General features: G+C 27.0%; 25 protein-coding genes, 2 tRNA genes and 1 other RNA gene. 16 read left to right on the top strand and 12 right to left on the bottom strand.

Annotated features, from left to right (window positions below; translation table 4 throughout):
• Positions 1-405: 405 nt before the first annotated feature.
• The 9 genes from ssrA to ruvA form a co-directional block, all read right to left on the bottom strand.
• Positions 406-797, bottom strand: a transfer-messenger RNA (tmRNA) gene (gene ssrA / locus ACWXVU_RS00610).
• 1 nt (position 798) lies between these two features.
• Positions 799-1230: an SsrA-binding protein SmpB gene (smpB, locus tag ACWXVU_RS00605; RefSeq protein WP_455966273.1), complete on the bottom strand. Its 432-nt coding sequence runs from the start codon at positions 1228-1230 to the stop codon at positions 799-801.
• Positions 1231-1261: 31 nt separating this feature from the next.
• A complete protein-coding gene (gene rnr / locus ACWXVU_RS00600; protein ID WP_456011924.1) occupies positions 1262-3406 on the bottom strand; it encodes a ribonuclease R in 2145 nt (714 codons plus the stop codon).
• Between the two features lie 12 nt (positions 3407-3418).
• Complete coding sequence (gene secG / locus ACWXVU_RS00595) at positions 3419-3661, bottom strand: preprotein translocase subunit SecG (protein ID WP_438340809.1); 243 nt, start codon at positions 3659-3661, stop codon at positions 3419-3421.
• Between the two features lie 14 nt (positions 3662-3675).
• Positions 3676-5349 carry an aspartate--tRNA ligase gene (aspS, locus tag ACWXVU_RS00590; protein WP_444705112.1) on the bottom strand — a complete coding sequence of 558 codons (1674 nt, stop codon included), beginning with the start codon at positions 5347-5349 and terminating at the stop codon, positions 3676-3678.
• Between the two features lies 1 nt (position 5350).
• Positions 5351-6610 (bottom strand): histidine--tRNA ligase, encoded by a 1260-nt coding sequence (hisS, locus tag ACWXVU_RS00585; RefSeq protein ID WP_456011923.1) that lies wholly within the window; start codon positions 6608-6610, stop codon positions 5351-5353.
• A gap of 15 nt (positions 6611-6625) precedes the next feature.
• Positions 6626-9268, bottom strand: a complete 2643-nt coding sequence (gene secDF, locus ACWXVU_RS00580; protein ID WP_456011922.1) for a protein translocase subunit SecDF — start codon at positions 9266-9268, stop codon at positions 6626-6628.
• 87 nt (positions 9269-9355) lie between these two features.
• Positions 9356-10303, bottom strand: a complete 948-nt coding sequence (gene ruvB, locus ACWXVU_RS00575; RefSeq protein WP_455994584.1) for a Holliday junction branch migration DNA helicase RuvB — start codon at positions 10301-10303, stop codon at positions 9356-9358.
• Positions 10287-10898: a Holliday junction branch migration protein RuvA gene (ruvA, locus tag ACWXVU_RS00570; RefSeq protein WP_438340804.1), complete on the bottom strand. Its 612-nt coding sequence runs from the start codon at positions 10896-10898 to the stop codon at positions 10287-10289. The genes ruvB and ruvA overlap by 17 nt, the downstream gene beginning before the upstream one ends.
• Positions 10899-11009: 111 nt before the next feature.
• Here ruvA and ACWXVU_RS00565 point away from each other — a divergent pair, with 111 nt between their 5' ends.
• The 3 genes from ACWXVU_RS00565 to ACWXVU_RS00555 all read left to right on the top strand — a co-directional run bounded on the left by ACWXVU_RS00565 (position 11010) and on the right by ACWXVU_RS00555 (position 13372).
• Positions 11010-11558, top strand: a complete 549-nt coding sequence (locus ACWXVU_RS00565) for an inorganic diphosphatase (RefSeq protein ID WP_438340803.1) — start codon at positions 11010-11012, stop codon at positions 11556-11558.
• 140 nt (positions 11559-11698) lie between these two features.
• Positions 11699-12079, top strand: a complete 381-nt coding sequence (locus tag ACWXVU_RS00560) for a hypothetical protein (protein ID WP_438340802.1) — start codon at positions 11699-11701, stop codon at positions 12077-12079.
• Between the two features lie 183 nt (positions 12080-12262).
• A complete protein-coding gene (locus tag ACWXVU_RS00555; RefSeq protein WP_456011920.1) occupies positions 12263-13372 on the top strand; it encodes an MHO_1580 family protein in 1110 nt (369 codons plus the stop codon).
• Positions 13373-13520: 148 nt separating this feature from the next.
• On the opposite strand, the gene nadE is transcribed toward ACWXVU_RS00555, so the two are convergent.
• Positions 13521-14288 (bottom strand): NAD(+) synthase, encoded by a 768-nt coding sequence (gene nadE, locus ACWXVU_RS00550; RefSeq protein ID WP_456011917.1) that lies wholly within the window; start codon positions 14286-14288, stop codon positions 13521-13523.
• 139 nt (positions 14289-14427) lie between these two features.
• Between nadE and efp the strand changes: the two genes are divergently transcribed.
• Genes efp through ACWXVU_RS00535 form a run of 3 tightly spaced genes read left to right on the top strand, consistent with a single transcriptional unit; the run spans position 14428 to position 17130 of the window.
• Positions 14428-14985: an elongation factor P gene (efp, locus tag ACWXVU_RS00545; protein ID WP_438340799.1), complete on the top strand. Its 558-nt coding sequence runs from the start codon at positions 14428-14430 to the stop codon at positions 14983-14985.
• Entirely contained in the window at positions 14985-15296 is a 312-nt protein-coding gene (locus ACWXVU_RS00540; RefSeq protein ID WP_438340798.1) for an MMB_0454 family protein, read from the top strand. The genes efp and ACWXVU_RS00540 overlap by 1 nt, the downstream gene beginning before the upstream one ends.
• Positions 15289-17130, top strand: a complete 1842-nt coding sequence (locus ACWXVU_RS00535) for a hypothetical protein (RefSeq protein ID WP_456011916.1) — start codon at positions 15289-15291, stop codon at positions 17128-17130. Before ACWXVU_RS00540 ends, ACWXVU_RS00535 begins: the two co-directional genes overlap by 8 nt.
• Before the next feature lie 16 nt (positions 17131-17146).
• Here ACWXVU_RS00535 and ACWXVU_RS00530 read toward each other — a convergent pair whose 3' ends face one another.
• Entirely contained in the window at positions 17147-17854 is a 708-nt protein-coding gene (locus ACWXVU_RS00530) for a pseudouridine synthase (protein WP_456011914.1), read from the bottom strand.
• Positions 17855-17978: 124 nt separating this feature from the next.
• Between ACWXVU_RS00530 and ACWXVU_RS00525 the strand changes: the two genes are divergently transcribed.
• From ACWXVU_RS00525 to ACWXVU_RS00505, 5 genes are all read left to right on the top strand, one after another.
• On the top strand, positions 17979-18287 hold the full coding sequence (locus tag ACWXVU_RS00525) for an MG284/MPN403 family protein (RefSeq protein WP_456011912.1): 309 nt from the start codon (positions 17979-17981) through the stop codon (positions 18285-18287).
• Complete coding sequence (locus tag ACWXVU_RS00520) at positions 18271-19404, top strand: MHO_1580 family protein (RefSeq protein WP_444705105.1); 1134 nt, start codon at positions 18271-18273, stop codon at positions 19402-19404. Before ACWXVU_RS00525 ends, ACWXVU_RS00520 begins: the two co-directional genes overlap by 17 nt.
• Positions 19404-19949 carry an MHO_1590 family protein gene (locus ACWXVU_RS00515; RefSeq protein WP_438340793.1) on the top strand — a complete coding sequence of 182 codons (546 nt, stop codon included), beginning with the start codon at positions 19404-19406 and terminating at the stop codon, positions 19947-19949. The genes ACWXVU_RS00520 and ACWXVU_RS00515 overlap by 1 nt, the downstream gene beginning before the upstream one ends.
• A gap of 8 nt (positions 19950-19957) precedes the next feature.
• Positions 19958-20182 carry a phosphopantetheine-binding protein gene (locus tag ACWXVU_RS00510; RefSeq protein WP_456011910.1) on the top strand — a complete coding sequence of 75 codons (225 nt, stop codon included), beginning with the start codon at positions 19958-19960 and terminating at the stop codon, positions 20180-20182.
• A 36-nt stretch (positions 20183-20218) separates the two neighbouring features.
• Positions 20219-20293 (top strand) — tRNA-Trp (locus ACWXVU_RS00505).
• Positions 20294-20394: 101 nt separating this feature from the next.
• Here ACWXVU_RS00505 and ACWXVU_RS00500 read toward each other — a convergent pair.
• Positions 20395-20469: transfer RNA gene (locus tag ACWXVU_RS00500), tRNA-Thr, on the bottom strand.
• Between the two features lie 95 nt (positions 20470-20564).
• On the opposite strand from ACWXVU_RS00500, the gene prfA reads away from it, so the two are divergent.
• The 5 genes from prfA (at position 20565) to ACWXVU_RS00475 (ending at position 26619) form a co-directional block, all read left to right on the top strand.
• The gene (gene prfA, locus ACWXVU_RS00495) at positions 20565-21644 is read left to right on the top strand and encodes a peptide chain release factor 1 (protein ID WP_444705103.1); all 1080 of its coding nucleotides are present in this window, start codon (positions 20565-20567) and stop codon (positions 21642-21644) included.
• The gene (locus ACWXVU_RS00490) at positions 21644-22354 is read left to right on the top strand and encodes a peptide chain release factor N(5)-glutamine methyltransferase (protein ID WP_438340790.1); all 711 of its coding nucleotides are present in this window, start codon (positions 21644-21646) and stop codon (positions 22352-22354) included. Before prfA ends, ACWXVU_RS00490 begins: the two co-directional genes overlap by 1 nt.
• Positions 22355-22389: 35 nt before the next feature.
• The gene (gene dnaJ, locus ACWXVU_RS00485) at positions 22390-23496 is read left to right on the top strand and encodes a molecular chaperone DnaJ (protein WP_455993996.1); all 1107 of its coding nucleotides are present in this window, start codon (positions 22390-22392) and stop codon (positions 23494-23496) included.
• Positions 23497-23586: 90 nt separating this feature from the next.
• Positions 23587-25428, top strand: coding sequence for a type I DNA topoisomerase (gene topA, locus ACWXVU_RS00480; RefSeq protein ID WP_438340788.1), 1842 nt, complete (start codon positions 23587-23589; stop codon positions 25426-25428).
• Between the two features lie 81 nt (positions 25429-25509).
• The gene (locus ACWXVU_RS00475; protein WP_456011909.1) at positions 25510-26619 is read left to right on the top strand and encodes a hypothetical protein; all 1110 of its coding nucleotides are present in this window, start codon (positions 25510-25512) and stop codon (positions 26617-26619) included.
• Positions 26620-26622: the final 3 nt, after the last annotated feature.

Genomic DNA, 26622 nt, shown 5'->3' with positions numbered 1-26622 from the left:
TTAACTTAACAATTCGGCGAGATTAAAATTGTTATTTTGAAATAAAGCCACCACAAATTAATAATTTCATAAATTTATTTATTTGCTAAATATCTTAAATATTTTAAAATTTGCTATCTCCCAAAATTTTAAAAGGTCATTTCTTTCGATATCTTTTGAGTTTTTTGTAAATTGAAAAAAATAAATTTTAAGGAGTTTTTTCTAATAATGGCGACTCTTTAACTTTCTGCATCTATCATTTTACTTGACGTTGGTATATCGGTGATTCCTCTTATTTAGTTATTAATATTGCTATTTGTCTAATAAAAATTTTTACTATAATTTTTATCTAATTATTTTTATAATTGATTCTTAACATAAACAAAAAAACATGATGCCAAGGCATCATGCTAGCGTATTTACATTTGGTGGAGATGCGGGGAATTGAACCCCGGTCCATACATTGTAATATTTCAATATCTACAGTTTATTCTATTTTTATGCTAAACCAGTTTTAATTAAAATAGAAAAAAATTAAAAGGGTGTCAGTTTATTTGAGTCATTCAGCCCTTAACTGAAACAGTACTGAATCAAGCCCAACACAACAAAATTCTTAAATGCGGGCCACATTATAAGATTTTGACCAGATTTTAATTAAGCAAATACTGGATTTAATTGACGATTCATAACGTTTGTCATGAAGTAGTCTTTTTCTTTTTTGTTTTCTAAGTTTGCATTTAAAAAGCCTAGAAGTATTATGGTTTACAAGACCACTGCAATTGAAATACGTAAATATTTGTCGAAGCCATTTCATCCCCGTTAATATATTTTTCTAAGGTTTCTTTTTAGCTCTTCTTGTTTAATTTTTTCACGTTTATCGTATTTTTTTAATCTTTTAGCCAAAGCAATTTCAACTTTTATATAATTGTTCACTCAATAAATCGAAAGGGGAACCATTATTAAGCCTAATCTATCAATTAAATTACTTATTCTCAAAATTTCTTTTTTATGCATCAATAATTTTCTTGATCTATCCAATTCGCCCTTAACTAGCATATATTGAGAAATATACAAATTATTAATTCAAACCTCATTTTTGTTGCTAATAGAGCAAAAAGCATTATCTATTTTTGCATTTTGTGCCCTCAAACTTTTTACCTCTCAACCAAGTAATGAAATTCCTGCCTCATAAGTACTATGAATCTCATAATCAAATTTAGCAAATTTATTTTTTATAATTAACTTTGGCATAAATAATATTATAAGATCAAAAAAAGAAATATTAACACAAAGACGCATTAATATTTCCCTTTTCTCTTTCAATTCCAATAATTTTTATTTTATAATTATGGCCAACCTTGAATAAAAGGCGGTCGCCTTTAGCTTCATAATTGGAAATTTTTATAACATTATCATCCAAATCTTCAAATCTTATTAAAACACTTGTTTGATATTCGTTAATATTAAAAAATACTCCAAATTTTTCAATAGAAACGGCCGTAGAAACAAATGTCTTATTGATTAGTGATTCAAAATATTCAGCTTTTCTAATATCAACAATGTCTCTTTCAACAGTCATTGCCGTTCTTTCACTTTCAGAATTCATAAGCGCAATTTGCTCAATTTTACTAGATTCCTCCGCAAATTGTTCATCGCTAATTTTTTTACGAGCAAACAAATATTTCTTAATTAAACGATGCAATAGTAGATCAGGATATCTTCTTATTGGTGAGGTAAAATGTGAATAATATTTAGAAGCAAGACCAAAATGACCAATATTTTTAGATGAATATACTGCTTTTTGCATTGTTCTAAGAAAAGCATTTTTTATATAATCATCCAATCCTTTTTCTTTTAGTTTATTTACCATTTTTGAAAAACTTAATGGGTTTCCATCAAAAGGTACCAATATATTATTTAAATGTGCAAATTTAATAAGTTCTTGAAGCTCAAAAAGCTTATCATCAGATGGTTTATCATGAACACGATATATTGAAGGAATATGGTTTTCAAACATCATTTCCGCTATTGTTTCATTTGCTCTAACCATAAAATCTTCAATCATATTTTCACTTTCGCCGTCCTCTCTTATTTTGATGTCTACTACCTTATTATTTTCTATAATTAACTTTGGTTCCTTAATTTCAAAATTAACATAACCTTCTTTGATCTTATATTGTCGAATAATTTTTGATATTCTTTGCGAATCATCCATTAATTTTTTTAATTCTAATGATACATTTATCTTTTTATTAAAATAATCATTCACTTCATTATAAGTTAGGCGATAATTAGAATTAATTACACTTTCATAAATATCTTTTTTAACATTATTACCTTCTTTATCTATTTCTAACTCAAGTGTAATAGTACATCTATCGACATTAGGGTTTAATGAACAAATTCCATTAGATAATTCATAAGGTAACATAGGTATAACCTCACCTGGCAAATAAATTGATGTACCCCGAAGCAATGCCTCACTATCAATTTTGCTTCCTTCTTTTACATAATAAGAAACGTCCGCAATATGAATATAAAGTTTTGTATTACCATTAGGTAACACAAAACATGATATTGCATCATCAAAATCCTTTGTATCTAGACCATCAATAGTAACAGTTAATAAACTGCGTAAATCTTTTCGTTGTTTAATTTCATGATCACTAACAGATGTAGGCATATTGGAAGCTTCTAGAAGAACACTATCATTGAATTTCTGGCTAACTTCATTTTCTGCGAGAATTTTAGCAAATGGAAATTCAAAAGAATTAATATTTGTAATAATTCTATTAAACTTAATAGCAATATTTTTTCCATTTGGTTCTAAAACAAAAACCTCAACAACATCATCTCTATTTATATTTTTAGGTATATTCATTAAATTAAAAATCTCGAATTTTCCTTTATCTCGATCATTTGATGCTTCGAAATAAATCTTCCCATTATGCGATCTTAAGAAATTTCCTATCAAAATATTTTTTTTATGTTTTAATAGTTTTGTAATTTTTGCCTTATATAACAATTCATTTTGATCGTTATAATAATAGAAAATTTTGGCCTCTATTAAATCGCCATCAAGTAGATTTCTTGTTTCAAATGGAAATAAAATTGCAGATTTTTTCTTCGATTCATCATTAGCGTCAATAAAATCAATAAAACCTAATCTTTTATTAGTTATTGCAACAATATCTTCGACCATTGTAAGATAAAAAATAGGAATATAGGAACCATCCCTCTTGTATTCGATTTTTTCGTTTTCTTCCAATTTTTTAAGTATTAATGATAAATCAGTATTTAATGATGGATGTATGTTTAATTTCTTTACAATTTCCAAAAAACTTAAACCTTGTGGATGAGATTGAATGAATTTTAATATCTCAACTGAGTCTAATTTTTTAAAATTTTTAAAAAATTTATTGTTCATTATATGTAAGTTTTAACCTTGCTGTCAAACAACGCGCAAAATAATTGCAAATATAAACATTAAAATACCTAAGGAAATCATCGACCATTTAAGAACTTTTTTAATTCCGCGTTCTTTTGAAATTTTAAATAGGTCAAGATCATTGCTACCAACAAGTGCACCGCTAAAACTATTAGAATCTGGGGCCATCATAAACGATATTCCTATAATACCTAAGGATATTATTAAAAGAATTACAACTAATGCTCATACCATAATATTATTTTCTCCTAACTCTTAATTTCTATCCCATACTCAGCAAGTTGATCTTTTGCTAATTCTGATGGCGCTGAAGTAAGTAAATCTACACCTTTTGCGTTTTTTGGAAAAGCAATAACATCCCTTATGGATAATGATTTAGTTAAAATCATTAAAACTCTTTCAATACCAAATGCAATGCCACAATGCGGTGGTAGGCCGTATTCAAATGATTTTAAGAAGAAGCCAAATCTTGATTGTTGTTCTTTTCTTGATATTTTTAAAATATCAAAAATCATTTTTTGAATATTGAGATCATGAATTCTAATCGATCCAGAACCTAGCTCAAAACCGTTTAAAACTAAATCATATGATTTAGCTCTAACCTTATTAAACTCATCATTTTTCAAATAATGAACAGTAGATTCATCAAATTGAGTAAACGGGTGATGTGCAGGAGCATAAGAATTAGTTTCCTTATCAAATTCAAACATTGGCCAATTAACTATTCACAAAAAGTTTAATTTATTAGGATCTGCTAACTTATATAGCTCATTCAATAGTGTTCTTATTGCACCCAAGGCTTTTAAAACATTTTCTTCATCGTTACCGGCCGATATTAAAGCGATCGGGTTTGATAAATGAGTTGACTCTTTTTTTGTTGCAAGGTGTTTGCTAACTTCACATGATGGACAAGTTAAATCTAACGTTTCAAAAAACTCACCACCATTCTTATAAAAAATTTCATTAATTATATCAATATGCTCATTAACATCCCGGTCAAATATTATACCCTTTACATATTTCATTCCGAATTTATCACTCAATTCCTCTGAATAATCTTGAATTAAATATGGATATCTTGTGTCGGGTTTATCGTTTCCATAATGTTTCATTGAGTATTCGAAATCCATTCGTGGAAATTTTGTTTCAATATTATAGCCTAACTTTCCCAGAACTTCTGCTCACATTTCCTCACATAATGCAAAGATTTCTTCCTCCGAGCCAAAAGACATTTCAATATCTAATTGAGTAAATTCTGGTTGTCTATCCTTTCTTAAATCCTCGTCTCTAAAAACTCTTGCTAGTTGAAAATATTTTTCAACACCTCCAGCCATCAATAATTGTTTAAATAATTGAGGTGATTGAGGTAGTGCAAAAAACCTTCCTTTTTTTCTTGTTGGCACCAGGTAATCTCTTGCGCCTTCTGGAGTTGATTTAGCTAAAATAGGTGTTTCAACCTCAATAAAACCTTTCTTATCGAAAAAATTTCTAATATAAAGCGATAATTTATGTCTAATTTTAAGATTGTTCAATACTTTTTTATTTCGAATATCCAAAAATCTATATTCTAGACGTAAATCCTCATTTGCAGAATTATTCTTATCATCTTCAATATCAAAAGGGATTTGTTTAGATGAATTAAGAATTTGATATTCATTAACTAAAACTTCAATTTCACCTGTTTTTAAGTTTGCATTAGCATCAAGGCGCTTCTTAACGATACCATTAACCTTAATGCAACTTTCCTTGGTTAAAAGTGGGTCAGAAATATTAACAAACACCAATTGAATGATACCGCTAGAATCTCTCAAATCAACAAACATTTGATTCTTAAATTTTCTCTTAGTTGCCACTCAACCAAACAGTTCCACACTATTACCTATATTATTTATATCTAAATCTGCACAATATATTTTCTTCATTTTATATTACATCCTTTATTATCTCTTGAAATTGTTTGATGTCATGGTATTTATGAATAATTTCAATATCTTTAATTTTTATTTTTATTTCTTGGTGTTTTGAATTTAATTCCTTAAATATGAGCATTCTAGGTTTTAATTGATAATTTAATTTAAAAAGTTGTTTAACTGAGCATTTTTCATTAATGAATTCAATGTTGTACTCTTTTCTTAAATCATAAGCGATTTTTAATATTTCATCTTTTTCGTGATCATTTATATAACCTATAAGAATATCTAAATCTTCTTTTATCTCTTCGTATTTGTCAATGTTATAAGCAATTATGTTAGATATTCTATCAACGCCAAAAGCGAACCCGATCGATCCGATCATAGGGCCGCCGAAAGATTCAACCATTCCATCATATCTGCCGCCAGCTAGAATTGTTGATTTCGAACCAAGAGCCTTCGAGTCTGAAACAAATTCAAAGACAATATCTGTATAATAGTCCAATCCTCGCACTAAATATGGATTAACCTTGTATCTAATATTAAATTTATCTAGCAAAATTAACAATTCATTAAATTCCTGCTTTTCATTATAACTTAAGAAATCAAGTAATTTAGGAGCATTCATTACAAATTCTTTTTTATTTTCCTCTTTATCATCAAGAATTCTAAGGGGATTTTTTTCTAATCTAATTTTTGAAATTTCATTTAGTTGATCTCTGTATTTTAAAAAGTAATCCTTTAAGTATGCAATATATTTATTTCTGCTTTCAATGCTACCAAGATTATTAATTTCTAAAATAGAATCATTTATTTTTAAATCATTTAAGAAATCATTAGCAAATTTAATTGCCTCAAAATTAGAGAGAACTGATTTTTTTTCGATTAATTCAATTCCACCTTGGATAAATTGTCTATATCTACCCTTCTGTGGTCGCTCATATCTAAACATAGGACCAAAGTAAAATAATTTTGCCTTTGTAAAATTATTTATCTTATTTTCGATATATGCTCTAATAACTGATGCTGTGCCTTCAGGCCTTAAGCTAATAGTTCTATTGCCGTTATCGCGAAAAACATACATTTCTTTTGTTACAATGTCACTAGTTTCACCAGCTGCTCTTATAAAAAGATTATAGTCTTCAATAATTGGTGTTTCAATAAATTGGAAATTATATTTTTTGCTTATTCCCTCAAAAGTCTTACGAATAAAATTTAGTATTTTAGCCTCTTTATTATAAATATCCTGTGTGCCTTTTAATCTTTTGAACATATATTCCTCACTAAATTACATTGAAAAATCATTAATACCAATAAAGGTTTGCTCTTGGATTTTTTCTGTTTTTCAAAAATCATTTTCAATTCTTTTGTGTTTATTTTTATATCTTAAATTAATTAAATGTTCTAATAGTCTTGGAATAATAAACATGTTTAAATATCAAGTAAATAACAATGCTAATTGAAGTGAAAATATTGCATTAAACGATACACTCACAAGCAAGAATGGAGCTGATGATAATAATACAAATCCCAAAATAACATTAAATGTTTGAATAGTAAAGGTATCACTTATTAATATTTTGATAATATTATGAACCTGGGTTGGATTATAAATAAAGTTCTTGGTATTAGTATCTTTTAAAATTTCATCTTTTATGATTGATGAATTGATTACTGAATCAACAATATTGATAAATGAAACAAATAATAAACCGTCAAACACAAAATTATCAATTTTAGTTCTAAAGATAATGAATATCCCTAACACTAAACCAATCAAAAGAATTTGTTTTACTATAAAAATAACTGCTGATTGCATTGAATATCTAACTGTGATATATATGAATATGCAAATATTGGTTAATAGCATTAATAGAGAGATTCAGGCAGTTGAATACCCGATGCTGTTATTTCCTAAAGCATTAGAGCTAGTTACTAAAGTAATATCTGCATAATTCTTTGAATTAAATAACTTTAGCAATTCGTTGTTTATTAAATTGCTCATATCAATATTAGAATAAATTAATAGCGAATTTAATCCGTTTTCACTTGCTTTTACTTTCTCGATTAAAGCACCTTCATTATGAGAAATAATAAAATTTTGCAATTCATTTAATATAGTAGTTTGTCCACTAATATCAACGCCATTTTTGAAATTTAAACCAACACTATAAATAAACTTAAATTTTAAATTAGAATCGACATTAAAACCTAATAATGCTGACTTTTGTATTCCAGAAAAGGAACCAAATATTAATATTGACACCATAAGAATAGCGATAATAGGAATAATAAGTAGTCTTACTTTAAAGAAATTATTAATCTTTAAAGTAAATTTATGTATTTTTTTATTTGCACTTAAAAGCAAATACTTCTTATTATCAAACGATTCGGTTTGAATTATAAGTCTAAACAATATGGTATTTAAACCAATAACAATAAAAGAAATTAACAAAGCGCCAAGACCCATTAACGCACCAATAGTTGAAGAATGATTAATATTTAAATAGAAAGCCAAAATGGCCCCAATGCCTATAACAGCTACTACATCAAGTCCAGATATCAATGACCTTTTTGTCGCCTTATTTATAGCTTTGTTAGTATTCGAACCTTCCTTAATTTCCTTTGCAAAGATGTGCAATTTTCTAATTAATAAACTAAATGCAATAAATAGTAACATAATTGCTGTTAGTCCAATTATTGAATTTATAACTACACCAAAAGCAGTTATGATTGATAAAAATACAAATATCAAGAATGCCAACGTAACACTAGCAGTTACACCAAGTAGTCTGTACTTTATTAATAAAAATAGTGACATAACGGCTCACATAACAACTATAGCAATGATATATGAATCAAATTGTCTATATGATTTAGTAATAAAATAAGAAGTTTGTTTTTCTAATTTAAATGGTGTATATGAGAAATTAATTAAAGAAGTTAATTGTTTATTTGAATAACCATTAGAAATGTTATTAATTAAGTAAAATATTGAATCACGTTTTTTTGATGAAATCAACGAGATAGGAGATATTGCAGAAATTAAATATCTTTGGGCATTAATTGAATATTTTAAGCTTGGTTTTAATGTCTTTAATACTTTTCCGTCCTTATCGCGTGTAACATCATCACCTGCTTTATTATTGGCATATGCATAATTAACAGGATTATTTTTTGCTCTATCTCAATTTTCTCTATCATTTTGAATGGCATTTTGAATGAATTCATCCAAATTTAACCAAAAGTATACTTTTGAGCTAGGGTCATCTTGACCTTGTCCTTGTTGTTGAAAACCTCTTATAAAATAATCATATGCAAGGTGTGTAAATTGATCTCATGCATAACTATTCAATTTAATTTGAATTCTATCTGCATAACCCTCAGGTATTTTATCACTTGCGGGATTTGGATCTAAATCCATGTTAAAATTTTGAGACCCTTCATCAATGAGCTCTTTCAACCCATGGAATGAGCTTTCATTACCTTGATATCTACCTTTATAAAATAATGGATTACCATTATGATCGGTAATTGTTAAATTAGGTTTTTTAATTAATGAGTCTAAAAGCTGTTTTTGGGATTTATCATCAGTTGCTGACAAATCTTTTACTTCAATAAGATTATTAGACAATAAATTAACATCATAGTTAGAAGTTAATTTATCACCTTTTTCTTGAAGGTACTGCTTTACAATATCTGCAATTTTATTTGGTTGTAATTCGTTTTTAGAACTTGTTTGGTTGCTATTTTTTTGAATTTTTAAAACTGTTTTAGTTCCGATAATTTCATTATTAGTACGATTAAATTTATTCAATGTTGGTGTTAAATAAAAAATAGAACCAAAAATAAATGCTAACAACATCCCAATAAATATAAAAATACTAAAAACTCATTTTATTGCAGGGCTAATTTTATTTTTTTTATTCATAGGTACAATTATATAATAATTGTTATATTTTGAATATATTTTAATAGTTATAAAGTTTTAAATATAAAAAACATAAAAACTTATTAGTTATTTATTAATTGATTTTAGATATTCAATTCCGTCGCTGGTTATTCTTCGACCCCTAACAGTTTTTTCAACGAACTTTTTTACTAAAAGAATAGGCTCTAAATCATTAATTATTGTTACCTTATCATCTTTTAAAATTGAACTTATAGTATCTAAAGAAGCACTTTTATTTTTAAATACATTTTTTAAAATACTCAAATATTCAACCTGAAAAATATTTAATCCCCCGGGATATATATCTAGATACTCAAATGATTCCTTTACCAAACTTGCTTCTATTTGATTTAAGTTTCGAAATAATGCAAAGTCATAAACTCTTTTTAATAAGTTGTTAGCAATCCTTGGAGTAGATCGACAGTTTCTTGCTATTTCCTCAATTGCATCTGGTGCGATTATAATGTTATTTCTATTGGCTGAATTACTGATTATCTCTTTAATTTCTTCGTTACTATAAGGCAATAATTTTCCGATATATCCAAATCTATCTTTTAGTGGATTTGATACTAAATTAAATTTTGTAGTAGCCCCTATTAATGAGAACTTATTTAAATTTAATCTCATTATTTTCATATCACCTTCAACACCAACAGGCAAATCAATAACATAATCTTCAATGGCAGAGTATAATAATTCCTCAATATTCTTATTTATACCATGAATTTCATCAATAAACAGAATATCATTTTCACGCAACGAAGAAAACAAAGTTAATATATCACTTTTCTTTTGAATCAGGGGCCCTTGCACATAAATGATGTTACTTTGAGTCTCATTAGCAATTATTTGAGCTAAGGTAGTTTTCCCTAATCCTGGTGGCCCGTAAAATAATAAATGGTCAATAGGTCTTTTTTGTTTTAGTGCTGAGTTTATCATCACTTTTAAAGTAGATGTAATCTTATTTTGCCCAATAAAATTATCAAAACTTTTTATTCTAAATTCTTGCTTCATTTTGTTTTTGACTAATTATTTTAATTGCATTTTCAACAGATTCTTCAATATTGCTCGTTAATTCCATATTATCAAGAGCAAGTCTGATCTGATTATTTTTGAATCCTAACATTTTCATTGTTTCTTCAAATTCTTTTAAAACTGTGTTGTTTTTTGAAACTTTATTGAATTTTTGCATTTCTTCATCACTCATCTTTGAAATAAATTTAATATATTTATCCTTTAAGGTCAATAAAATTGCATTAGCAATCTTTGGCGATACATAAGGTACCTTTATTAACTCTTCTTTATTAGAGTTTGCAATATAATTAATAATATTTTCTCAACCTGAATTTAATATTGAAATAGCAGTTTTAGGGCCTAATCCTTGCAATGAAATTAAATCCTCAAAAACTACCATTTCTTTAAAATTGTCAAATCCATATGTCACCCTAGAATATTCATTGTTTATTTCAGATATAAATATTTTTCTCACCTCCCCTGCTTTAAATCTACTCATTTGTGGCGCATAAATAAGTTCACCTCTACCATTGTGGTCTAAAATAAAATAATTTGTATTTGTGTGTACAATTTTTCCGTATAAATAAATTGTCATTTTTTTCTTCCTCCTGAATTCAAATATAAGTGCGAAATTTTAAAAATCATCGACTTTAAGAAAAAATAGGGAAATTTTTTAGAAAAAATAAAAATTGATAAAATTTTATTTATGAAAAATGTAATAGTAAATATAGAAATTCCTAAAAATTCAAATATTAAATATGAGTATGATCGAAAAACCAAAAAAATAAAAGTTGATAGAATTTTGCGTGAGGGTTTTAGATATCCAGCAAACTATGGTTACCTTTCAGAAGCGCTTGATTGAGATGGCGATGAACTAGACGTCTTAGTTTATTCACCTGAAATTTTTATGCCAGGTGTCTCAGTTGAAGCTAGAATTATTGGAGCAATGAAAATGATTGATTCAGGTGAAACTGATACTAAATTAATCGCCGTTCATGCTGATGATTATCGTCTTGATCACATTAAATCATTAGATGACTTGGATAAAATGTGACTACATTCAGTAGAAATATTCTTTAAAAACTATAAATTCTTCAAAGGCCCAAATATTACCAGCATAACTGGATTTGAAGATGCAAAATGAGCGCAAAATGAATATAATGAATGTGTCGAATTAATGCAAAAATACGGCTCTCTTACTAAAGAGGAATTCATTAAAAAAATGAAAGAATTACACCCAGATAAATATCTATAAAATGTAGCATTGCTAAAAATGCTACATTTTTTTTGAAACTTTAAAATTTTTTTATATTTATAAATATAAAATGTTTTTTCAGTTTCATAGATTCCTATAATTCCTAAAAAAAATATTAAAATAATGGTGAAAGGTAAAAAATGAGACAAAGATTTAAAAATATCCTTATTATAAGACCAATATTATTAAAACTATTAAAGGATTTTGTGGGTTTAAAAAATGAAAATGGCAGTTTTAGATTAGAATTAGACATTACTAGACTTGAACTGGAATTATCCAAAAAAATTGCAAATTTTGAAGAACTTAGATTGCAAAGATTAGAAATTACGAGCGGATCAAAACAATTAGTTATAAAACTAATTAAAAGTCTAAGTCAATTGGACCGTTCAATATTACTAACAATTTTATTCAAAGACGATCTAAGCAACATAACTTGAAAAACCTTCAATATATCAAAATCCACATTCTATCGAAGATTAAAATTTATCGAAAGTTTATTATATTGATGTTTATTCGATTAATAAAATAGTCAAATAAAGCTTATTTGCAAAGATAGCAAATATGGCTTTTATTTATTTTGGCAAAAAATGAGAACAAAATATTTTTTTATGTAATAAAAGGTTTCAAAAGTTTCATTTATTAGCATAAAGTAAAAAATAATGGTGTACTTATTATGCCCATGAGAGAGGCATAGAGAGGATTTAATGCTACCAATTTATAATTATTCAAACATTGAACGCCAAAAAGAAGTTGTTGAATATAAAGAGAAAATTAGTGCAACTGTCGGAACATACAATGTCGAAGATAGATGAAATTTAGACATCGGACTTACAAAAGATCAAAAATGTGAAATATTAATTTTAAGAAACCTAAAAGAGAATACATGAATTATTGAATTCACGATTCCTAAATCAGTATATGAGAATTCAAGAATTAAAATTTTGCAATTAAATAATAAGGATCTTGAAGTGCAAGATCTAGAGAAATTAGAAAATGAACGGATAAAATTTCGCATTTCAAAATATGTAGACAAAAGCGAAATAAAATTCGAAGATTTAAAGGAATTAAAGGTTAGTTTTTATAACAGGTGAAGAGCTAATTTTTATAACAAGCTTTCTTTTGTTATTAATTTCAAAATAGAAAATAATGTTGTTGATTTTAATAATATTAATGTTAAAGAAAAAGATTTGAAGTTTGAGCTAATTGAATCTATAAAAATTACCTTCGATGGCGAGACTGGGGAATATACAAACATTTTCGAAAATAATGTTGCTTATGCTAATAGCCTAATTTACAATATGAAGTTTTTTAACCTAAAACAAAATGATTTTTTAGAAAAAGCAATGCAACAAACGATTGAATTAAAGAGTCCAGATCAATATTACATTCCTAAAAGGCAATATCAGTTAGAATTTTTAAATAGTATCTCTATTGAAGAAGGCAATAGATTCATTACTGCTGAATTAATATCAAGAAAAACCGAAATAAACAAGTTCAAGCACACAATAGATTACTATATAAATAATAAAAATAGTTGAAATAATAAAAAGAAAGAATTTATCAGTTCCAAAACAGACGGACTTATAGGCTATCATATTTCGCCAACATTTAAAGGTAATGTTAAATTAGAATTTCAACTAAATCAAAACATCATAAATAATGTTAGCAAAATTAAATATTATGACCATTTTGACAAAAAACTTTTTGATTCCAACGAGGGATTAATCAAGCTTTTTTGTCAAGTTGTAAAGACAACTGATGAATATCAAAATTTATATTATTCAAATTGAAAAAAACACATAAAAACTTCATAAATTTTTTAAAATTTAGGTTCGAATTAATAAAGGCCTAAATTTTAATTTAACATTATGCCTATATATTAACTAAATTTAAAAAAAATTTATATATAACATTCATTAATTAAAAATTAATAATTTCAATGTAGTTATAAAAAAATAAATTTTATTTAAACTTTGGGCCTCTTGGAATTAACTTTCTTTTATGGCTTGTTTTTTTATGAAAATACTCAATTTTAGTTGAAATATCACTACTTATTAAAGTATTATCCATAATATATTTTTCGAAATCATCATATGAAAAGCCAAGTTCATCTTCATCATATTGATCATTAAGCAAATTAGCAGAAGGTCTCTTATCCAAAATTTCTGTTGGTGCATTTAATAGTTTAGCCATCTCATAAATATCAGATTTAAATATATTTGCAAATGGTAATAAATCGCAACCACCATCACCTCATTTGGTAAAATATCCTAAATAATATTCATCAAAATTGTCTGTACCCAATACCAATGAGTTATTTTGTTGTGCTTTGGTATATAAAACATTCATAAAATATCGTGATTTAGTATTAGCTTTTATTCAATCCTCCTTTAAATTAAACTTATCAGAAAAATCGTTAAATTCTTTTGTTAAATCAATCGTTTCAATCTTATTTTCAACAACTAAATTTAACTTCTTGATGTGTATTTCATTAATATCATCTACCTTTGTTTTTAAATAATAAAAATGAGCATCTTTTTTAAAAACTTGATAACTAATAATTGCCAAGGTTGAACTATCAATGCCGCCAGAAATCCCAAGGACAACCCCACTAGCATTAGCTTTTTTCACCTTATTTCTTATCCAATTTTGAATTTTTTTAATCATTATCAAGTATTTATTGTTGAAGTTTTTTTTATCTTTATAATTATTTAATTCATTTTTTTTCATAGTAATTATTCTATTATTAATTTAGATTTTATAAATGTTTTTAAATTAATATTAATTTATTAATTTATAATTTAGATATTTTTATTATAACAATATAAAGCAAATATAATTAATAAACAATATTTTAAGGAGTTAAATTATGATAAATGTTAATGACCTAAAACCGGGTGTAACCTTTAAATTAGACGGTAATATTTATGTTGTTTTAGAAGCACAACACTCAAAACAAGGAAGAGGCCAAGCCAATGTTAAAGCAAAGGCAAAAGATCTAAGAACCGGATCAATAACTGTAAAATCTTTTACTGGTGGTGAAAAAGTAGAAAAAGCAATGATTGATAAGGTCTCAATGGACTATCTATACAATGCAGGAGATAACATTGTGCTAATGGACCAAGAAACATTCGAACAAATAGAAATACCTGTATCAACAATAAAATGAGAAGTCAATTTTTTAAAAGAAGGTATGAAAGTTATTGTTAGAAAATATGAATCAGAAGTTTTGGATATTGAATTACCAGCTAATGTTGGATTAGTAGTAACAGAAGCACCAGATGCAGTTAAAGGAAACACGGCTCAAGCCGCCCAAAAGAAAGTTACTTTGGAAACCGGTTATGTAGTCGAAACTCCTCTATTCATCAAAGAAGGAGAAACAATTTTGGTTTCAACTGAAACTGGTAAATATGTAGGAAGAGCATAATGAGCAATTTTATCTCAGTCAACACAAGAATGAATTTTGACTTCAAGGTTGAAGAACATGTTATTTATCAAGCAATAAATCAATTTTTTGAGTCTCAAGACTCAATAATTCTTACAAAAAAACCTATTATTAATATAAAAAATAGCACAAATAATATTGAGATTTTTATTTCTTACAAGTTAAAAAAAGAAGCTATATTATCATTCGAAACTAAGAACGCAATATTCATGCTTGAACAAAGAATTTATTCATTAATCAATGTTAGACCAAACAATATTAACATTGTTTTTGAAGGAATTGAAAATGTTTAAAAATAGAAGAATTAATAATTTAGCTATTGATAATATCAAAATTAATTCATTAGCCCAGATAGCAAATACTAAAAATCCAAATGTAGCAATTAATATTAGCGCTGCAAAGATTTTTCATGCACTCTTTGCTTTTCATTATAAATTTGATATAAATAATCCCCAGTGAATATCTAGAGATAGATTCATTCTTTCGTGCCCGGATGTAAATACCACCTATTACACAATTTTATATTTAATGAATCTTATTACGAAGGAAGAAATTGAAAGCATTAATAAACCAAGTTGCAAATATCATAACTATTTAAAACGCAATAACAAACTTGGTATTGACTTTTCATCAGGCAAACATGGTTGCGGTATTGCAGAGGCTGTTGGTATTGCGGTTGCTGAGGCCTTTCTATCAAGTAATTTTTCTGAAATAAATCACTTTACATATGTTTTTGCTTCAAGCAAAGATCTAGAAACAAGCATTGCGACTGAGGCTTTACAATATGCAGGATCAATCAAACTAAATAAACTAATTGTGCTATATGATTCAAACACATTATTAAATAACTTTAATTCTAAAAAGAATAGTAATGACATTAGAAAAACATATGAATCATATGGATTTAATTATATTATTTTAAAGGATGCTAATTACAAATCTATTGCAAACGCAATATCGAAAGCTAAGAAAGCAAAAAAACCAACACTTATCGAAATCAAAGGTTCAATTGTTGAATTAGCAGTTAATAATTTTAACAACTACTACAATAATAAATATTATTTAACAGTAGATGAAATTGAGGAATTCAAAGAAACAACTAACTTCAAGCGTGGTGACTTTTTTGAGAAATATCAAGAAGTGGTAGATGAGTATAAGAAAGTTATTAATTATAATAACGATTTATTTAATAAATGAACTGCTTCAGATAAATTAATTGAATTCTTGGGAGAAGATCTAAAAGAAAATGTAAATGATAATTTTATATCAAATTTAGGCGATATCTACTCTAATATGGTTGTTATCTTAAATAATATATTTGATAAATACAAAAACGCTTTCCTACTTTCTTCTTCGCTAGATCCAATAACAAGAATTAAATCAACTAACGGAGTTTTTGATTTTAACAACAAAGATGGCCGTTCTTTACTATTAGGATTAAAAAACGAGGCAATGAGTTTAATTGCAAATGGTATATTTGGACACTCAAATTTTAAACCAATAATAATTGATTCCTTATCAAATACAGACAAGTTAATTCAAGGAATCAAAAAATCTGTTAGTGATAACCTAAAAGTATTATATATTCTAAAAAATGACTTAAATTCTGTTGAAAACTCTAATATTTATTACCAAAATGAGGAACAAATAGGTATTTTATTGCAAATTCCTAATATAAAAATTTTATATCCTGGCGATCTTAATGAATTGATGGGCTCTATTGAATATTACCTTAATAAATTTAATGGTCCCGTAATCATTATAGCCAATTTTCATAGCAATTGAAATTGTGAAAAAACTTCAAAATACAAATTTCTATCAGGGTCTTATCATGTACTAAAAAATGATTCAAAATATAGCCTTTTAGCCAAAGGCAACGATCTCCAGATTGCATTCAAAATTGCTAATAAACATAACTTGAATTTAATTTCAATATCAAATGATGAAAATATTGCAAAATTAAATTATGATAAAAAAACGGCTATAACATTCACAAAAGATATTTCTGAAGGTTGAATGAAATATGCTAAATATAACCTCAACATAAATAACTCAAACAACAAAATTAAATCAGATTTTAATTATATTGAAAAAAATATAAAATTAATCATTAATAACAAAAGCTAGGTTCTTATATATCTACCTAGCTTTTTTTAATTTTTTTAAACCATTCCAACTCAGAGGCCGTAATATGCCTATGTTCTCCAACTCTTAAACCATCATCTGTAATAACTCCATATCTTTTTCTATGTAATTTTTTAACAAAATTATTAACTAATAAAAAGAGATTTTTCACATGATGATTTCTACCTTCTTTAAGAACGATAGAGTAGGTTAAATCTTTGATATGTTTTATTGTTTGTTTAGAAAAAACACCATTAAGTTTTACAAAATTAGAGTTTAAAAAATTTAAATCTTTTTCACTCATTGGCTTTTCCAATGTTGCAATGTATTCTCTTTCTATATTAGATGAAGGATGGGTCAAAATATTAGCAAAATTGCCATCGTTAGAAATAATTATTACTCCTGTTGTATTAAAATCAAGCCTTCCAATTGAATAGCAATATTTATCCATTCCCATTCACTCATAAATAGTTTTTCTACCCTGCGGATCTCTTAAAGTGCAAATGGTGTTTCGAGGTTTATTAAGTAATATATAAAATTTTTTATCACTTTTTTCGATGATCTCGCCATCTATTTTAATAACAGCCTCAGCATCAACTCTCTGACCAATTTTTGCAACTTGACCATCAACTAATACTCTTTTTTGCATAATCATTTTTTCGGCCTCGCGTCGCGAACAAAAACCAAAATCCGAAATCATTTTTTGCAATTTAACCTTGTTTTCCATAATTAACAAACCCTTCAAATAACACGTTAAAAAAAATATATTTATATTATAAATATTTTGCGTTCATAGTTTCTTTTTTATTTATCTTTTTGATTTATCTAATTTAATTAAAGCAGGAGGAAAAATGTTGGAAAACAAAATTAAAAATCTTAAAAGTATGAGTTTACAAAGAAAACGAGCTTTTATAATTGATTTTTGCCTAAATCAAAAACTTAAAAGAATACAAAACAACATGAAAGATACTAGGAATGTAGGATTGTTAGATTTTTTCATAAGTTCGCTAAGTGAGGACTATAAAAAAATCTTCATTAATGATTTCATTACAATAGATAGTGATTCGTCGTGATATCTTGAAAACTGATCTAAAAATGCTTATTATAAGAAATTAAATTATTTAGTAGACCTATTTATAGATTATGTTTATTGCTTTTAATGAAACCCCCAAACTTCATTCATTAGAAAATAAGCAAGAACAGTGAATGGAAGAATATATCATAAATGCAAAACAAAGAAAATATTTAGAAAACTGAAATAGTTTCAATGAATTAACCACAATTAAAATCAGACGCATTATAAGAAGCGATAAATTCATTATTACATTTGAGCATAAAAATCCATTAAAAGAAATAGAGGCCATAAGAGTTAATGGACTAATTAATAATAAAATAATAGAATTCAAGCCAAAATATGAATATAATAGTGGTCATTTTATACTAACTTATAATAGTGATAATGATTCTAAAAATAAATTGGAATTTAATGACATAGCAAATATCAATTTTGAAATTGAATATAAGGTGAAAAATTTATGATATCAAGCAAAAGCATTTACCTATTGAATTAAAAACAATCCAAGATCTAAAAATATAAATCTAAATAATACGAAGGCCATAAATGTATTAAGCGAGATTGAAATAAAATCACTACCAGACCGCATTAATAAGAACATAATTAACCATAAATTCAAAACAAAATATTTGAATTTATTCTTTAATACCAACAATTTAAAACAAGGAATTCATAACATCAAACTATTATCGCTAAAAATTGCCAAAAGCGATCAAGAGACTAATGAAGAATACATTCTAGATAATAGCGATATTTATGATTTAACATTTTCATCTGCAAACATTTATGACTACGCAAAAAATAAGTATGATACTAAGCTTAGCTATCATAATTTTAATAATGCAGACTTAGTTATAGATACATATTCTTATTATGATAAATTTTCAGATACTGTTATGGTAAATAATCAAAACCTTAATGCAAAATTGGGGATTCTAATACCATTAAAATACAAGGGAACATATGGTTATGAAATTAACCTTGATATAGGCAAAAATTTAAAGTCCTTTAAAATGAGTTATTCACAGGAAATTGAAAAACCTTTTTTTGATATCAACAATGGATTAATAAGAATGAATACAAGATCAATTAAAGGTTGACTTACAGATGAAAAATGGCACAAAATTAAATATGATAATTTTGCGGACGTAATCAAAATGGCAAACTCTTTGCAATCAATAGAACAAATAGGAGGTAAATAATGAGTGAAAAAAGTAAAAAATTATTATTATGAACATCATTAACCATAGCAATTGGTGGTTGTGCTGGGTTGGCGACAGCATTTGTAGTATTACAACAAAAAAACAAAGAAAAAGAAAGTAGCCAAGTCGATACTATTCAAAAAGAAAAATTAAACGACAAAACTAATAAACTATCAATTAAAAAAAGCCAGCAACAAAAAGATTTAAAAAATAAAGAGAATGAATTAGAACAAAATGACCATAAAGAAGATTCATACATAGAACCACAGGAAAAGAAAAATATTAATTGAAATGATGTTTTCCCTAATATAAAGAGCAGTGACTATTATGACAAATTAAACTATAGAAACGGGCAGGCTTGAATTGATGAAGACATGATAGTTTATATCATAAAAGACATCATAAATAGAATGCTTGTAACTGAAGGCGAAGTTGAATATGCTTACAAACAAATTGATGACCAAAATTTGTTAATAACTTTTAAATGGAGCAGTGAAAAAGAAAAAAGTGTTGTAACATACAAGATAAATACAAATAAGTTATAATAATATTTATGAATTTTAAAGAATTAGTATTTAACGAACTTAAAAAATATACAAAAAAAATTTTTAATAACGAAACATTAATTAAGGATCTTGATATCGATAGTTTAGATCTGGTTCTATTAGTTTCAGATATTGAACTAAAACTAAAAATAGAAATAAAAGACGAAGAACTAATAAAATTAAAAACCATTGGTGATATTATTTACATAATAGAGCAAAAATATACAAAATAGAAAAAAAATGTATAATATTCTATGAGCGTTTCTTATACGGGTATAGTTCAATGGTAGAACAACGGGCTTCAACCCCGTGTGTTGTGAGTTCGAGTCTTGCTACCCGTGCCATATCATTAATAAATGTTTTAATAGAACAACTAAAGTTGTTCTATTTTTCTACAAAAAGCAAAATAAAAGCCAATTGAATTGGCTTTTGGCAATTAAACATATGGTGCCGTCAACTGGAATTGAACCAGCGACCCCTTCCTTACCATGGAAGTGCTCTGCCCCTGAGCTATGACGGCAATATTTAATACGCTAATAATTATATAAAAAAATGCATATTATTTTTAATAAATTTGACGCAAATTATAGTAATTTAAAATATACTTTTATTACTATGGAAAAAACAATGTATGAATCTCTATGCTCAATAAAGAAGCAATTCCTGGAATTAGAGCAAAAACTAAACGATCCTGAAATCTATAACAACATCAAACAATACACAAAAATATCTAAAGAAAAAGCAAGCATTGAAGATATCTATGTATCATTCAAAAAATACCAAGATATTGAAGAACTATACTTATTATCAAAAGATATTATTAACAATGAAAAAGATGCTGAATTGATTGAATTAGCAAGAAATGATATTAATAGACAAATAGAACAGATGCATGAACTCGAAGAAACAATAAAAGAATTACTATTGCCCGTCGATGAAAACGATGAAAGAGATGTTATTGTGGAAATTCGCGGGGCTGCTGGCGGCGATGAGGCCAATATTTTTTCAGGCGATTTGTTTAGAATGTACCAAAAATTTTGTGAAGAAATGGGATTTAAAATAAAAATTATTGATTACACATACGGTTCAGCAGGTGGATATAGTCAGATAGTTTTTAGTATAAAGGGTGAAAAAGTGTTTTCAAAAATGAAATTTGAAAGAGGAGTTCATCGAGTCCAAAGAGTACCATTAACTGAAACACAGGGAAGAGTTCATACTTCAACAGCGACAGTTACGGTTTTACCTGAAGTAGATGATGACGTTCATATCGAAATTAAGCCTGATGAAATCGAGATTGATGTGTTTAGATCTTCAGGAGCAGGAGGCCAGTCAGTTAACACAACGGACTCTGCAGTTAGAATTACACACAAACCATCTGGAATAGTAGTTACATCACAGGATGAAAGAAGTCAAATCCAAAATAAAGAAACTGCTTTAAAAGTATTAAAAAGTAGACTTTATGAACTAGAAGTTCAAAAGCGCGAAGAAGAAGAAAGTGGACTTCGAAAACTTGCGGGTACTGGGGAAAGAAGTGAAAAAATTAGAACTTACAACTATCCACAAGATCGGGTTACAGATCATAGAATCGGGTTTTCAACTTCCTTAAAAATAGTTATGGAAGGTGATTTGAAAAAAATTATTGAGGCGTTAATTGCCGATGAAAAAGCTCACAAAATAAAAGAAGCAGGTTTATAATGATTAAAAAAGAGGTATTGCTACAAGAAAAAAGAAGATATGAGCTACCTCTTTTTGTTTCAAAAAAGGAAGAAAAATTATTAAAAAAGGACTATCCGGTACAAAAAATTATCGGATATCAAACAATGCAAAATATCCATATCGATATTAGATATAATGTATTAATTCCACGATACGAAACAGAAGAGGTTATCATCGAATCATATAATTATATTAGCAAATATTCTGATGTCCTAGATTTATGCTGCGGTTCAGGTTTTATTGGTCTTGCTATTTGCAAAAATATAGGATGTAATGTAACATTATCAGATATTTCAAGACAAGCAATCAAACAAACTAAATTAAATGCAAAAATTAATAATCTATCAAAATACAATATTATAAGAAGTAATTTATTTAAAAAAATAAACAAAAAATTTGATTTAATTATCTCCAATCCACCCTATTTAAATAAGAAACATTTATTTTCTTCTTCTTTAAAATGAGAACCAAAGCAAGCGCTATTTGCCAAGGATAATGGATTATTTTTTTATAAAAAAATTACAAAAGAGGCACCGAATTTCTTAAAAAATAATGGTTACTTAATTCTTGAAATTGATGATTATGCTAAAGAATGAATTGAAAAGGAATATTCTAATGTTACATTTAAAAAAGATATTAATAAAAATTTTAGAATTGCAATTCTAAAATATGATGACCTTAAAAAATAGCACTCTAATTAAAAATGTGCTAAAATTTTATTATTATGATGAATAAAAGAGACTATTATGAAGTTTTAGGCATAAATAAAAGTGCGACCGAAAAGGAAATCAAAGCTGCCTACCGTAAATTGGCAATGCAATATCATCCAGACAAAAACAAAAATGCTGATGCTGAAGAAAAATTTAAAGAAATATCAGAAGCATATGAAATTTTATCAGACACAAATAAAAGAGCAAAATATGATAAATTTGGTCATAACGCATTTGATGCTAATGGATATCAATTCGGGGATTCGGAGGATATTTTCCGTAGTTTTTTTGAGGGTTTTGGCGGAGGTTTTTCTGGTGCTGATATCTTTGGGGATATTTTTGGATCATTTTCAAATTTTGATGAATCAAACCATCAAAGAGGTCAAGATCTACAACTAATATTAAACATTGATTTTGAAGATGCACTATATGGAAAAACAATTGATCTTAACCTAGATAAATATGATGTTTGCGGTCATTGTAAGGGCAGCGGTGCAGACACCCCTTCTGATGTAATTTTATGTAATAATTGCCATGGTTCTGGAAAAATACAACAAAGAGTTGCAATATTTACTACCATAAAGCCATGTCCAGTATGTTTAGGATTGGGCAAGAAAATAAATAAGATATGCCATCAATGCCACGGCAAAAAAACAGTAAATTCAAAGACTATTCAAAAGATAAATATTCCGGTAGGGATTGAGGATGGGGATACAATTAGAATTGTTGGCTTTGGGAAACCTTCATCAAACGGAAATAATATTGGAGATTTATATATAGTATTCGCTATTAAACCTAGCAAAAAATACAAAAAAATAAATAATGATCTTTACATTGAAATGCCTTTATCAATTAAGAGCTTATTACTCGAAGAGGAAATTAATGTTCCAACACCATACGGAACAAAAAAAATTAAGTTAGACCATAGCATTAAAATAAATGAACCATTTAAAATCAAAAATTGCGGATACCCATATAAAAATTCTAGTTCCAAGGGCGATTTATTCATTAAATTTGATTTATATGTTCCTAAATTAAGCAAGAGCGATAATTCTCAAATTAAGGAAATATTTAAAAATACAAGTGATACAAAACGAGAAGAATGATTAAAAAAATTCTAATCGTTTTTTTAATTCGTTTTTTAAAATAAAATTGTGCTATTATTTTTGATAACATTTTAAAATATTTTACTCAGAAGAGAGGCTTAGCTTATGTCAGAAAAAATAATGATTGTCGAATCACCAAATAAAATTAAAACAATTCAAAAAATTGTTGGTGATCAAATTAAAGTTATTGCTAGTTCAGGGCATATTTTAAAAATGGCAACATCGGGCACAAATAATCTTGGAATAGATTTCGAAAATTGAGAACCAGAGATGATTCCTGATCCAATGAAAAAGTCAACCATTTCAGATTTAAAAAAAGCAACTAAAAATGCTAGCGAAGTTCTAATTGCAACTGACCCCGATCGCGAAGGCGAAGCAATAGCAAGTAATCTAATTTCAACCTTAAAATTAAAAGATAAATACAAAAGAATAAGATATAATGAAATTACAGATGAAGCAATAAAATTAGCAGTTGAAAATCCTTCTGAAATAGACGAAAACCTTGTAAGAGCACAAAAGTCAAGAAGGATGCTAGATAGAATTATAGGCTTTAGACTATCACAATTAATGATGCAAAAAGTAAAAAATGCTCCTACTAACCCTTCGGCAGGAAGAGTGCAATCCATTGCTTTAAAACTAGTTTGTGATCGTGAGCGCGAAATTGAAACATTTGATCCAATAATTTATTCAAAAATTGAAGCAATTATAGATAATGATGTCAACATTCCTTTGTACTTAAAAAAAGACAAAAAATATGAAGATAATACTTGGTTAACCAATGAACAAGGTGAAAAAATACTTTTTGAATTATTAAATAGCAACTATGAACTAATTGTTGATGACATCAATGTTTCTAAACGCAAGGAATCAGCTTATACACCTTTTAAACAATCAGTTTTATACAAGGAAGCAAAACACAATTCCCAGGCAGTGCAATCATCAGCCCAAAAACTTTTTGAAAACGGGTTAATTTCATACCCCAGAACTGATTCAACTAGATTAAGTGAAACATTTGTTAAAAAAGCTCGTAAATACATAACTGAACAATATGGTAGCCAATATGTAGCTAAAGAAATAAAAGGTTTTTCTGGCGCTCAAGATGCTCACGAAGCAATTAGACCCACATACATTGAATTAACACCAGAATTAGCATTACAAAAGTATAATCTTAACAATATCGATTTTGAAATATATAAGATGATTTATGATAAAACAATAATGTCACTAATGAGCTGTCCTGAAAAAGAAATTGTAAGATTTAATTTACATAACGGGAACAATAATTTTAGAATGTCGTATAGTAGAATACTTTTTGACGGTTATTATATTTATTCAGGCAAAGAGTCATTAATTAATATTCCAAATATTAAAATTGGCGATATCATCAAGGCAAAAGATTTTATTAAAGAGGACAAAAAAACATTACCGCCTGCACGTTATAGTGAAGGTTCATTAATTAAAAAACTTGATGATATTAAAGTTGGAAGGCCTTCAACATTTGCTTCAACAATAAAAGTATTAAAACAAAGAATATTTGTTGAACCAATTGACGGACATCTAGTACCCACAGAATTCGGAAAGGTTGTTCTTGAAAAACTTTTAACAAGTTTCCCAAGAACTATTAATGAAGAATATACAGCTAAAGTTGAGGAAAAATTAGACTTAATTTCAGAAGGAAAAGAAGAATACAAAACTTTAATGAAAAAATTCTGAGATAGTTTCAATGAACGCTATGAAGATATAAAGGATCAATTAAATGTTACCATTTTGGAGCCAGCCAAACCTAATGAAAGCTGCCCTTTATGCAATGCAGAACTCGTTTATCGCTATACAAAACTAACTAAGCAAAAATTTATTGGTTGCTCTGCTTTCCCTAAATGCAATTTTATTAAGAACATTGATAATCCTGTAAAAAAATTCTACAGAAGAAAAAAAGCAAAAAAATAATAAAATACATAAGTTCGTAAAATACTATGTATTTTATTTTTATTTTATTTAAAAAAAATATTAATATGTAAAATATTAATCATGAAAAATAGGCAAAAGAAAGCTAGGGGAAAATCAGACTTTTGAACACTTTTTGTAATACCAACTGTCACTCTATCTGCAGTAGCGGGTGCTATATATTATATTGTTAAAAATAGTCAAACAATTCAAAAAGAATTTTGGTCAATTGATAAATTCAATAATAAAGCCAAAGAAATTCTCTTAGAAAAAAATATCATAGGATCGTTGCAAGCTAAGAATTTGTATGAAGATTTTAAAAATCAACAAAAACTTGCAGAAATCCGAACCAAAGATTTTGATAATACTTATAAAGATATTATTAAAATGAACAAGAGCAAACTTACTTTTGAACAAAGAAAAATCCTCAATAATCGGCCAAAACCATTTGACGCGGATAAATTTTTAAAAAACAAAATTAATATTATCCTCGATTTTGAAAAATCAAAGTTTTTAGATTTTCATTTTACAGATGTTGAAAGAATTCAAAATAACCCTTTTGACCTTAGAATTCATTATGAAGTTTTTTTAAATTATGAATATGCAAGTGGAGTTTTTGAAACAAATAAAATAAAATCCACCCATGAATCAAAATACTATTATAAATCAAGCCAAGTTGTAACTTTTTTATCAAATACCTTAAAAACACATCAAGGCACAGAATTTTCAAAAGAATGACCAAAAATTAAAAAAGAAGCCGAAAAGATTGTAAGCAAATATGACGAGATAAACAAAAAAATTAAAGAAAAAATTCTGAAATATGAAGAAAAACGAAAAGACATTAATGAAAAAGAATCAAAAACTCCTTTAGAAATGCAGGAATTAGAAGATTTAAAAATTAAAATTAATAACTTAAAACAGGAAGTAGATAAAATCTTCAAGGCCAATAATTTTCAAGAAGAAATTTTTTCATGATTTGTTAAGGCGATAAATGAAACTAATGCTGCACAAGACATATATCCAAAGAAAACTTTTGAAATTGTTCCGTTTAAAGAAAAAGATAATGACCAATATGTTTTATGAAATCCAAAAAAAGGTGTTAATGAATTGACCATCAAATATCAGTTTGTTAATATTAATAACAAAAAAATTAAAAGCAATAATGAAATAAAAATTTTCACCTTGGATGTTTAAAAT

The sequence above is a fragment of the Mycoplasma sp. 2575 genome, assembly GCF_053851635.1.
Note: the sequence above shows the minus strand (reverse complement) of the source record. Positions and strands in the feature narration are given on the sequence as shown.